Annotated in this window: 12 protein-coding genes; 7 read left to right on the forward strand and 5 right to left on the reverse strand. The window is 68.2% G+C overall.

Annotated elements, in window-relative coordinates; all coding sequences use genetic code 11:
• The 4 genes from I71_RS08560 to I71_RS08575 all read left to right on the forward strand — a co-directional run.
• The coding region (locus tag I71_RS08560; protein ID WP_244433712.1) for a DUF2325 domain-containing protein at positions 1-423 on the forward strand (423 nt) is incomplete at its 5' end.
• A complete protein-coding gene (locus I71_RS08565) occupies positions 420-1259 on the forward strand; it encodes an extracellular solute-binding protein (RefSeq protein WP_049975996.1) in 840 nt (279 codons plus the stop codon). The genes I71_RS08560 and I71_RS08565, both read left to right, overlap by 4 nt.
• A 2-nt stretch (positions 1260-1261) precedes the next feature.
• Positions 1262-1855, forward strand: a complete 594-nt coding sequence (locus I71_RS08570; RefSeq protein ID WP_042693847.1) for a DUF2478 domain-containing protein — start codon at positions 1262-1264, stop codon at positions 1853-1855.
• 444 nt (positions 1856-2299) lie between these two features.
• The gene (locus I71_RS08575) at positions 2300-4315 is read left to right on the forward strand and encodes a TonB-dependent siderophore receptor (protein ID WP_159107361.1); all 2016 of its coding nucleotides are present in this window, start codon (positions 2300-2302) and stop codon (positions 4313-4315) included.
• A gap of 30 nt (positions 4316-4345) precedes the next feature.
• On the opposite strand, the gene I71_RS38195 is transcribed toward I71_RS08575, so the two are convergent.
• The 5 genes from I71_RS38195 to I71_RS08595 form a co-directional block, all read right to left on the reverse strand.
• Entirely contained in the window at positions 4346-5038 is a 693-nt protein-coding gene (locus I71_RS38195; protein ID WP_049975997.1) for an energy-coupling factor ABC transporter ATP-binding protein, read from the reverse strand.
• Positions 5035-5703 (reverse strand): ATP-binding cassette domain-containing protein, encoded by a 669-nt coding sequence (locus I71_RS38200; protein ID WP_049975998.1) that lies wholly within the window; start codon positions 5701-5703, stop codon positions 5035-5037. Before I71_RS38200 ends, I71_RS38195 begins: the two co-directional genes overlap by 4 nt.
• Before the next feature lie 107 nt (positions 5704-5810).
• Positions 5811-7112: a di-heme oxidoredictase family protein gene (locus tag I71_RS08590; RefSeq protein WP_244433713.1), complete on the reverse strand. Its 1302-nt coding sequence runs from the start codon at positions 7110-7112 to the stop codon at positions 5811-5813.
• A gap of 71 nt (positions 7113-7183) precedes the next feature.
• Entirely contained in the window at positions 7184-7609 is a 426-nt protein-coding gene (locus I71_RS37245; RefSeq protein WP_148294192.1) for a hypothetical protein, read from the reverse strand.
• Positions 7521-8501 (reverse strand): ABC transporter substrate-binding protein, encoded by a 981-nt coding sequence (locus I71_RS08595; RefSeq protein ID WP_049976000.1) that lies wholly within the window; start codon positions 8499-8501, stop codon positions 7521-7523. The genes I71_RS37245 and I71_RS08595 overlap by 89 nt, the downstream gene beginning before the upstream one ends.
• Positions 8502-8810: 309 nt before the next feature.
• Between I71_RS08595 and modA the strand changes: the two genes are divergently transcribed.
• From modA to I71_RS08610, 3 genes are all read left to right on the forward strand, one after another.
• Complete coding sequence (modA, locus tag I71_RS08600; protein WP_042693849.1) at positions 8811-9566, forward strand: molybdate ABC transporter substrate-binding protein; 756 nt, start codon at positions 8811-8813, stop codon at positions 9564-9566.
• An 8-nt stretch (positions 9567-9574) separates the two neighbouring features.
• A complete protein-coding gene (locus I71_RS08605) occupies positions 9575-10348 on the forward strand; it encodes an ABC transporter permease (protein ID WP_244433714.1) in 774 nt (257 codons plus the stop codon).
• Positions 10349-10771: 423 nt separating this feature from the next.
• Positions 10772-11540: efflux RND transporter periplasmic adaptor subunit (locus tag I71_RS08610; RefSeq protein ID WP_244433715.1), on the forward strand; the 769-nt coding region annotated here is incomplete at its 3' end.

An 11540-nucleotide genomic window follows, 5' to 3' on the forward strand; every position in this document is an offset into this window, starting at 1 on the left:
TCACGGGAGAGGACGCTTCAGGCCGAATTGTCCGCTTCCGAAGCGGTGTTGGCCGATGAAAGCGCGTGCGGCCGGGGCGGCGGCGAGGATGCCGGTCCAGGCGATCTCGCCGGTCGCCGGCTGCTCTATGTCGGCGGGCGGCCCGGCCTGATCGGCGTCCTGCGGACGCTGACCAGGCGGCGGGGCGGCACGATGCTCGCCCATGATGGCGGGGTGGAGGACAACGCAGCCCTGCTGCCCGGCCTGATCAGCCAGGCCGACATCGCCTTCTTTCCGGTTGACTGCGTCAGCCATGCTGCCGCCGGACGCATCAAGACGCTGTGCCGTCAGGCCGGCAAACCCTTCATCCCGCTGCGCAGCGCCAGCATTGCAAGCTTCATCGCGGCGATTGCCGCCCCACCGATCGAGGTTCAGGACCCATGATTCCGCTCCGCCGCCTTGCGACACTGACGCTGCTGGCAACCGCCGCCGCCGCCATGTCAGCCGCCTTTGTGTCCACCGCCCGAGCCGAGGAACTGGTGCTCTATGGGGCGGGCAGTCTGCGCGCCGCGATGACTGCCATTGCTTCCGACTATGCCAAGGCGACTGGCAACAGCGTGCGCACCGCCTTCGGGCCATCCGGCCTGATGCGCGACCGGATCGAGGCGGGCGAGGCGGTCGATCTCTTCACCTCGGCCGACATGGGCCATGCGCTGACCCTGCGCAAGGACGGGCGGGCCGCCGCCGCCGTGATGTTCACCCGCAATCGGCTGTGCGCCTTTGCCAAACCCGACGCAAGGCTGGAGCCGGCATCCTTCGCCGAGCGGTTGCTCGATCCGTCGGTCCGGATCGGCACATCGACGCCCAAGGCCGATCCCGGCGGCGACTACACCTGGGAAATGTTCAAGCGTATCGGGCGGCACCATCCCGGCGCCTTCGCCACGCTCGACGCCAAGGCCAGGAAGATCGTCGGCGGCAGCACCGCCGCCGACCCGTCCGATCCCGACCCGATCGCCTCCGCCTTCGCGCGCGGCGACATCACCGTCATGATCGCCTATTGCAGCGGTGCCGAGCAGCGGCGCCAAGCCACGCCCGACCTCCAGGTGGTGCCGGTTCCGCCCCCCTATGCCACCGGCCCCGAATATGGTTTGGCCATCACGAGCCTCCAGAAGCCGGCCGCCATCGGGCTGATGCTTGCGATCCTCTCGCCGGAGGGACAGGCGACGCTGGCGCGCTTCGGCTTCGACCCGATTGGCCAGCCATCGGGCGAGGAGCACTGACCATGCACCGCCCCCTCCAAGGACATCCGTCCCTCGCCGGCATACCTCCGGTCCGGCCCCCGTTCGACGACCGCTCCGACGTCGCGGCGGTCGTCTATGGCAGCACGGACAACCCCGACAGGCTGCTCTCCGGCTTCCTGTTCAACCTGCAGACGCAAGGCTTCGACGCCGTGGGGATCGTGCAGGTCCGCCGCAAGGCACCGTTGGGCGGCGGGGCGCCACATGGCTTCCGTCTGCTTTCCGGCCAAGGCACCCTCTCTTCCGATGCGGAGCCTGACGGCGAAAGCCTCGCCGGTATCGGACGGCGGCTGGCCGTTCTGGTCGACGGGCGGCCTGACATCGTTGTGCTGAACCGCTTCGGTTGGCAGGAACTCAATGGCGCCGGCCTGCTCGACGTCCTGCACCTCGCGATGCTGCGCGAGGTGCCCGCGGTCATTGCGGTGCCCGAGGCACTGTTCCCCCACTGGCTCGACCTGGCCAATGGGCTGACCGTCAGGCTGCCCTGCGACCGTGCCGCGCTGGACCGCTGGTGGGTGTCGCTATGGCGGGCACCGCCGGGCGGGCGCCATCCGACGGCGTGCGAGCGCGACAAGTAGCCACAATCCGCTCCACACCATCATCGTCAGACAGTAAGGATCCGGCCCGCCGACAGGGCAACCGTCTGCGATGCCTGCTCTCATCAATCCGCCTGCTACGGCGACATCGTCCCGACGAGAACACACCGGCCATGAAGACCGGAAATGCCGGTGCGGCCCGATAAACCGCAGGCGCCTGGGCCGGATGATCGGTCCGGAAGCATGGGGCAGCGCTGAAGGCGCATCCCACGGCACTGGACGGTCTGTCGAGACGACGCATCCCCTGCTCCGAATCAGAGAGCCTTTTGACAGAATGGTCATAATCGATATATCCATATGAATACATCGATTGCGATCAGCAGGTTGGGCTGGCAGGGGGCCTGCTGCGTCGGCAAAACGGAAACCGCTGTTCTTGGGGGCGAGATGCGTAATTCCTGTTTGTATATTACGTTCACGATTGGGGTTTTGACCGGTGGTGGAGCATTCGCCGGCGACGCCGGAAGCGATCCGGCTATCAACGCGGGGACCGGCGTCTTCACGCTCGGTCAGATCAACGTGTCGGCCCAGGCGGCCGGGCAGCCGATCGGCGGTTCCAGCCTGTCGGCGGACGAGATGCAGACCTTCAACAAGCAGTCGCTCGATCAGGCGATGGACATCATTCCCGGCGTCACGTCCTCGACGACCGGCGGGCAGCGCAACGAACGGCTGGTCTACATCCGCGGCTTCGACCGCTACCAGATTCCGGTGATGATGGATGGCGTGCGGATCTATCTTCCCGCCGACAACCGGCTCGATTTCGGCCGCCTGCTGACCCCCGACCTGTCGGAAATCCAGGTGTCGAAGGGCTACGCCTCGGTGCTGGACGGACCGGGCGCCATGGGCGGCGCCATCAACCTCGTCACCCGCAAGCCGACCCGCGCCTTCGAAGCGGAACTGCGCCAGGGGCTGTCCTTCGACAACCGGGCAGCCCTGGGCGGCTACACCACCTACGGCATGGCCGGCACCCGGCAGGAGCGCTTCTACCTGCAAGCCAGCGGCACCAAAACCGAGACCACCCACAGCCGCCTGTCGGAGAGCTTCAAGCCGGTGGCGTCGGAGAATGGCGGCAACCGCGACCAGTCGCAGACCGCCGATTGGTCGGTCAACCTCAAGGCCGGCTTCACGCCCAACGACACCGACGAATACTCGATCAACTTCCAGAAACAGTCGGGCAAGAAGGGCGCGCCGCTGAATGTCAACGATACCGTCGCCAACCAGCGCTACTGGAGCTGGCCCTACTGGGATTTGCAGAGCGTCTATTGGCTGTCGAATACCAAGATCGGCAACGCGTCCTACGCAAAGACCAAGCTCTACTACAACACGTTCCAGAACGGGCTTTACTCCTTCGATGACGCCGCCCTGACGCGGCAGGCCACCTCACGCTCCTTCCGCAGCTATTATGACGACAAAGCCTATGGCGGCAGCGTCGAACTGGGCACCGACCTGATCCCGATGAACACGCTGAAGGGCGCCCTGCATTTCCGCCGTGACGACCACAAGGAATGGCAACGCCTCTACCCCGGCAATTTCCTGGAGCCCAAGCAGCGGGATCTGGAGGACACCTGGTCGGTCGCGCTGGAGAACAGTTTCCACGCAACCGAGGCGTTGGACATCGTGCTCGGTGCCAGCCACGACTGGCGTCGCCTGCATGAGGCGCAGGACTGGAACGGCACCGCCACCGGCTCGATGATCGACTACAAACGCGCCGACAGCGACGCCACCAATGCCCAGGGGGCTGTGGTCTACCGCTTCTCGAAGACTGGCGAGGCGCATGCCAGCATCTCCGCCCGCAGCCGCTTTCCCAGCATCTTCGAGCGCTTCAGCACCCGTTTCAACGGCGCGGCCTCCAACCCCGACCTGAAGCCGGAAAAGGCGATCAACTACGAGATCGGCGTCTCGGAGCGCTTCGGGTCCACCCGTGTCGAGGGCGCCGTTTTCCTGAGCCGCCTGCGCGACGTGATCGCCAACGCGCCGATCGTCATCAACGGCCAGTCGACGACGCAAAGCCGCAACATGGCCTCCGGCCTTTATCGCGGTTTCGAGGTCGCCGTCACCACCAGACTGGCTCCGACGCTGGAGGTCGGCGGCAATTACACGCTGACCATCCGGACGCTGTCCGACCCCAACATCCCGAATCTGAAGGCGGTCGGCACGCCGAACCACAAACTGTTCCTGCACGCAGACTGGAGGCCGACAGAACAACTCGGCGTCGTCCCAAGCGTCGAGGCGGCAAGCGGCCGCTACAGCCAGAGCACCTCGGGCACCGTGTTCCTCGGCAACGGTGGTTATGTCCTGGCCAATCTCCAGGCCAGCTACGACCTGACCGCCAACGCGCAACTGTCGGCCGGCGTGCGCAACCTGTTCGACACCAACTATTCCCTGGCCGACGGCTTCCCGGAGCCGGGGCGCACGATGTTCGTCACCGCGCGCTACAGCTTCTGATCCTGGCCGAGCCTCCAGATGGCGGCCGCCTCACGCCACGGCGTGCAGGCGGCCGTTCTCAAGCCGCAGGCTGCGGTCGGCCCAGCCGGGAACCGGCAGCGACCCGTGGCTCGCCAGCAGGACGGCGGAGCCGTCACGGCGGGCGGCGGTGGCCAGCACCGCCAGGGCATGGGCGGCGCGCTGTGGATCCAGCCCGCTCAACGGTTCATCGAGCAGGAACAGGCGGGGGCGTCCAGCCACCAGACCGGCCAGGGCGACGAGTTGCCGCTCCCCGACGCTCAGGCTTTGTGGAGAGCGCTCCGCCAGCGACGTCAGGCCGAATTGCGCCATTGCCCGGTCCACCCGCTCGGCGCGGTCGGGAGGGCGCAAGCCGGCCCGGGTCAGGGCGAAGCCAATTTCCGTCCGCACCGTTTCGGCGAAGAAGTGACGCGGTGGGTCCTGGGGCAGGAAGCCGACGCGGCCCGGCAGGTCGCGCGGGCTGGGATTGCGCAGGTCGGTGATGGTGACGGTGCCGTCCTCCATCGGTTCCGCTCCGATCAGGCAGCGCAGCAGCCTGCTCTTTCCCGCGCCGTTGACGCCGCTGAGATGGAACCGCCGTCCCGCCGGCACCGTCATCGCCAGCCGGTCGAACAGCGGCGTGCCGTCGCCGCGCGGAACCCGCAGCCCCTCGGCACACAGAACCGGTGGCGCCGGCAGCGTCCAGTTTCCCGGCTCCGCGCTCACCCTGTCCTCATCGGGGATGACGGCGCCGTACCGGTGTCCGGAGCCGGCATGCGCAGATGGACCGCCGGCAGGCCGGTCATCCGGTCCGGCGGATGCTCGCTGATCAGCAGGATGCGCCCCATGGCAGGGCGCCCGCGGATGACGGAACGGAGCATCTGCCCCCCATTGGAATCCAGCAGCGCGAAGGGTTCGTCGAGCAGCAGCACCGCCGGATCGGCTGCAAGGGCGGCGGCGATGGCCAGGCGATGGCGTTCGCCCATCGACAAGGTCTCGATCCTGCGGCCGACGGCCCCCTCCAGACCGACCTCGCGCAAGGCGTCGGCGACCCGGACAGGGCTTTCCGCGACCGACCGGGAAGGGATGCGGTGGCCGGCGACGATGGCCGCTTCCACCGCCGCCTCGATGGGACCGGAGCGCAGTGGAACGTCGGGAACCTGCGGTACCAAGGCGACCGGATAGGCCGTCCCCATCGGCACCGCGATGCCGCCGTCGACCGCCATTACGTGCCCGCCATGCCCCGGCAGGCCGGCAAGCGCCCGCAACACGCTGGTCTTGCCGGTGCCGGTCGGTCCGGTGATCAGCCCGCATTGCCCGGCGGTCAGATGGATGCGGCCGAGCCGCAGCCATGGCGTTCCGTTGCCCAGTATCACGATGGGTGGCTTCATCGGTCGCTTTCCACTTTTCCAAGCCCGGACGACGAGAACGCTATATTCATAAGGATATAAAGAGATTGCGCAATGCACAAGCCGACCCAGCGCTGTGGGACGCCGTGCTAAAGGGACTCCAGGAAGGACAGCAGTGCCTTGCGGTTCAGCGAGGGCATGCGACGGACCGCCTCCCGCGCCGGCTCGGCTTCGCCGCCGTGCCAGAGAATGGCCTCAAGCAAGGTGCGGGCGCGGCCGTCATGCAGGTAGGTCGGGCGGTCGGTGACCGCCGCCGTCAGGCCGAGGCCCCAGAGCGGCGGCGTCCGCCACTGCCGCCCGGTGGCCTGGAAGTCGGGTCGCCCGTCGGCCAGACCCTCGCCCATGTCATGCAGCAGCAGGTCGGTGTAGGGGTGGATGGTTCGGCCGGCCAGTTCCGGCAGGGCCGGCGACGGGCCGGTGCGCAGGGTCCTGGTGTGGCAGGCTGCGCAGCCGATGGCGGCGAACAGACCTTCCCCAACCCGCACCAGGGGATCGTCGGCGTTGCGCCGTGCCGGCACCGCAAGGGCGCGGGTGTAGAGCGTCACCAGATCGAGCTGTTCGTCGCTCAACTCCGGCTTGGCATCGCTCGCGTCGTCTCCCGCTGCCGCCCGGCAGGCGGTCTGCACCGCCGTACAGCCATGGTGCGGAAACAGTGTCGAGGTCAAGCCGAGGTCGCCGTCGAAGGCACCGGCATTCTGCTGGAGCAAGCTCGGCTGGTTGGCCTTCAACCCGAAGCGGCCGACCGCAAAGGCGCCTCGCGCCGCATCCCACACCAGATTGACCCGCCCGCGCACCCCATCGCCATCGCGGTCGTCCGGATCGGCGAGTGCCAGCAGATCGGCCTCCGCCACCGCCTCCAGCAGGCCGAGCCCGACGAGCGGCGGCGCCACCCGCACCGAGGTCATCACCTCCGGCCCCAATGGCCCGTAGCCGAGATTGCTCAGCCGCAGCTCCGGCCGGCGCAGGGCGATTGGCGTGCCGTCGGCCAGGCGTTCGATGCGCTCCGACCAGACCAGAGTCGCCCGGCCCTCGCCCGGCACGCCGGGGATGCCGTCGGGGTTGAACTGGTCGCCATAGACCGGATGCGGTCGCGGCGCCCAACCCGCTTTGTCACCCGCCCCGTCGCCGGGCACCGACAGACGGACCAGGGTGGACCGCATGCTGTCGCTCTCGCCCTCCGGCGGTTCGCCGCGGCCGTTCTTGGCGTGACAGGCGACGCAGGATTGCCGGTTGAACAGCGGACCGAGCCCGTCGAGGTCGGGGCGCACCTCCGACGGTCCGACGGTCCACACCTGCTGGAACAGCGAGCGGCCGGCCTGGAAGGCGGCGCGGTGCGCTGGATCGAGAGTCGGCAGCGGCCTGGAGAAAGCATCGCGTCCCAGGACTGGCATCGTCACCGCCTCATCGGCCCGCAAAGGCGTCGCGGCAACCAACAGGGCCGCAGCGAGAAGGACAAGCCTTCTCATGGCGTCGGCAACGCCCGGCGGGCGAGATCCAGCGCCTCTGCCTGGGCGGCGTCGATGCGGGCCGACCAGTCTTTCCGCACAGCCGCCTGCTCCTCCGGATTGCGATTGGAACGGCGGTCCTGGAAGCTCGGAGCGAGACGGTCGGCGTCGGCACCGGCAACCGGGACGAAGCCGGCCAGCGCGCGCGCCTTGTTCACCAGGGCGGCGCGCTCGGTGTCGGGCTTGGCAGCCAGAACGGCTTCGGCGGTGTGGATGGCGCCCCACAGGGTCTTCAGCCGGTCCTGCCGCTCGGCGATCAGGGTGTCGAACAGCGCCGCGATCAGGCCGTGGCGTTCAGCCCCGTCTCCATGTCGTAAGCATAGCTTCGGCCCCGATCCTCTGAAAGGGATTGACGTACCCGGCCGGCGCCTGGGTGTAGACATCGGGACGCACCGGATAGCGGCGGATGTCGGGATGGAACAGCAATGCCTGCCCCGGCGCCGACAGGACGAAATCGACGAAGGCGCGTGCCGCGTCCGGGTGTGGCGCGGCCCTGGTGATCGCCACTTGGGCCGGCAGGAAGGCGGTGCGCGGCGGGTAGACCAGAGCCACCGGATGGCCGTTGGCGATGGCGCTGCGGGCGAAGAAATCCACTGTCACGGCGACGTCGGCCTCGCCGTTCACCACGCTTTCGCTGACCTGCCCGCCGCTGCCGACCAGCGTCGCGTCGGCCGCGGCCTCGCCGAGCAGCGCCCAGCCGGCCTCCCAGCCCTCCGCCTGCAACAGGATGTCATAGAGCGCGCCGGAGAAGCCGACCTGCCCGGCGATGGGCAGGGCCAGCCGCCCCTTCCAGCGTGTCGCCGCCAGGTCACGCCAAGTCGCCGGCTGCGGCAGGCGATCGCGGGCAAGTGCCGCCGGGTTGACGATCAGCCCGTAGCCGGCGACCTCGAACGCCTCGAAGAAGCCTTGGCGGTCGGAAACGACCTGCCCATCGACAACGCCCGGCAGGACAGCACGGTCCACCGTCAGCGGGCGGAAGGCCCCGGCGTCGCGCAGCCGCGGAAAGCTGCCGAGCGAAGGGGTCCAATAGACGTCGACGCCGCCCTGGTCGGGCTTGGCCAGTTCCACCGCAGCGTCGCGTGACGGTTTCCAGACCACCTGCAGGTCGGTGCCGGGATTGGCACGCTCGAAGGCCTGCTCATAGCGTTGGACAAGCTCGTCCGGGTAGCTGGTCATCACGACGACCTGCCCCTCCAACGCCCAGCCCGCTCCGGAGCCGAGCATCAGGACGGAGCCAAGCAGCGAGGCGGCAATCCGAGGGAGAAGCGGGCGCATGACAGGCGACCTCGTTATATCTATATCCAGCGAGATATAGCGATAACCCTATACCAACCGAAGGATCAGAGCAACAACGGCAATGGAGGCTGGAGCGGCACGCTGCGGCCCTTCCCGCGAAGGTGAATGGCATGCCAGATCAAGGACAAAGGAGGGAGAACCGGCCAACGGCGCCAGCGCTGTCTCGACGCCCGCCGTCGGCGCGGTCATATCCATTGATGCATTGCGGTCTTGACCCCGGCCTGGAAATATTGGATTGGATATAGCGATGCTCGTCGTCGGCGTGATTCTGATGAAGGGACGTTTCCGATGCGCCTGAAAACCCTGGTCCTTGCGTTCGGCCTCCTCGCCGTCCAGGCTGCCGCCGTCTCGGCGCAGGAACTGTATGCCTATGTCGGAGCCGGACTGCGGCCCCCGGTGGACGCCCTGATCGCAACCTTCCAGAAGGAAACCGGCATCGTTGTGCGCGCCGAATATGGCGGGTCCGGCCAGCTGCTGGCCCGCTTCGCCGAAACGCGGAAGGGGGATCTTTTCATCCCCGGCACCACCTTCTACACCGACAAATTGAAGGAGCAGGATGCCGTCGCCGACCTGCAGGTTCTGGTTGTGCATGGCCCGGTTCTCGCCGTGGCGCCGGGCCGGGCGGACGCCATCCGCAGCGTCGCCGACCTTGCCAAGCCCGGCGTGCGTCTCGGCCTCGGCGACCCGCAGGCGATGGCACTGGGACGCACGGCCGAGGAGATCCTCGACAAGTCCGGCCAAGGCGAGGCGATCCGCAAGAACGTCACCGTGCGCGCGGCGACGGTGAAGCAATTGGCCCTCTATGTGCTGGACGGCAATGTGGACGCCGCCATCATCGGCGCCGCCGACGTGGCGCAGACTCCCGGCAAGCTCACCGTTCTGGCGATACCGCCGTCCTGGTATCAGGCGGAATACGCCCCGGTCGCCGTCCTGAAGACCAGCGCCGCGCCGGACGCCGCCCGGCGCTTCGCCGCCTTCCTGGCGTCGGACGCCGGGTTGGCCGTTTTCCAGAGTTTCGGGTTTCCGCCGGCGCCCAAGCCATAAGGCGCGGCGTGACACGCTTCGAACGTCTGCTCGTCCTGCCCCTCGCGCTCATCGCCCTGATGATCGTCGGCGTGCTGGGTGCGCTGTCTCTGCGGCTGCGGCCGGGGGAATTGGCCGCCGCCGTTACCGCGCCGGAAACGCTGTTCGCCCTGCGCCTGTCGCTGTTGACCTCGGTGGCGGCACTGGCGATCGCGCTGCTGCTCGGGCTGCCTGCCGCCTATCTGATGGCGCGGCGGCACTTTCCCGGACGGGCGCTGCTCGACACCCTGCTCGACGTGCCCCTGGTCATGCCGCCGCTGGTGGCCGGACTGGGGCTGCTGTTCCTGTTCGGACGGCCAATGCTGGGCGGACCGCTCGCCACGCTCGGGATCGAACTGCTGTTCTCCCCGGCGGGCGTGGTGCTGGCCCTGGCCTTCATCGCCACCACCGTCGTCCTGCGCAGCGCGGCGGCGGCCTTCCGGGCGGTGGACCCCGGCTATGGTGCCGCCGCGCGGACGCTGGGTGCCGGGGCATGGGAGGTGTTCTGGCGGATCGACCTGCCACTGGCCGGGCGCGGCATCGCGGCGGGAGCCGTGCTGGCCTGGGCACGGGCGTTGGGCGAGTTCGGAGCCACGCTGATGGTGGCGGGAGCGACCCGCTTCCACACGGAAACCCTGCCGATGGCGGTCTTCCTCAACATCGCGACCGGCGAGACCGGTGTCGCCATCGCTTGCGCGCTGATCCTGCTGGCCGTCGCCCTGCTGATGCTCATGGCGATGCGCGGACTGGCCCGGCGGGAGTGATCCTGCGCCGATTGTGTGGACACGGGGTCACGCAGATCTCGGTTCGGCCTGTTCGGGGGTGATGGTCGCAGCAATCCGGGCGGCGACCATGGACTCGTCTGACCTCGGTCTGAACCCATCGGTTGGCGGGCGGCCCGACGGCAGGGGCACCGGACCGTAAGCGCGGCGGGTGGCCTTGGGTACCCGCTGCCAGTCCGCAGCACCGAGGCTTGCAGGCCTATCACCCTGTTACAGACCGTTACGCAAAAGCCGGCGCCAGACATAGGCGGGTAACAGTCAAGCCATAGCATTCCCGGCACAGACACCGAAGTCGCCAGTTTCAAAAAGGAATGCTCTTAAATGATTGGCCAGTCTCACGATTGCGCCAGACCGCGGCCCCCAAAGGAGAACGGCCTGCTTTCCGTTCTTCCGGAAAGGTTGCCGGTGCTCGGCGTCGGCGCATTGCTTCTGCTTCTTACCGCCTGCCAGGAAACCTCACACCAGGCCGGCGGTTCGGCCCAGGGTGCCCCATCCGGCCCGCCGCCGGGAGTGACCACGGTGGTCCTGCACCCCCATCCGGTTCCGGTGGTGACGGAGTTGCCCGGCCGGGTCACCGCCTTCCAGACCGCCGAGGTGCGGCCGCAGGTCGGCGGCGTGATCCGCGACCGGCTGTTCACCGAAGGGCAACCGGTGACGGCGGGACAGCCGCTCTACCAGATCGATCCGGCCAGCTATCAGGCGGCGCTCAACAGCGCCATTGCCGCCCAGCAAAAGGCGGAGGCCGCGACCGCGTCGGCGCAGCTGACCGTCAACCGCTACCAGCCGCTGGCAAAGGAAAAGGCGGTCAGCCAGCAGGATCTGGACACCGCGGTCGCCACGCTGCGCCAGGGACAGGCCGATGTCGCCGCGGCGAAGGCCAATGTCGAAACCGCCCGCATCAATCTGGAATACACCAAGGTGCGCTCGCCGATCTCAGGCCGCACCGGCCGCTCGTCGGTGACCCCCGGCGCGCTGGTCACCGCCGGCCAGACCAGCTCGATGGTCACCGTGACGCAGCTCGACCCCATCTATGTCGACGTGACCCAACCCAGCTCCGCTCTGCTCGGCCTGCGACGCGATCTGGCCGCCGGCCGCATCCAGGGTGCAGCCGGTCAGGCCGAGGTCCGGCTGGTCCTTGAGGACGGCCGCGAGTACGACCAGCCCGGCACGTGCA

Source organism: Azospirillum sp. B506, assembly GCF_000333595.1.
In the GTDB taxonomy this organism is placed as follows: Bacteria; Pseudomonadota; Alphaproteobacteria; order Azospirillales; family Azospirillaceae; genus Azospirillum.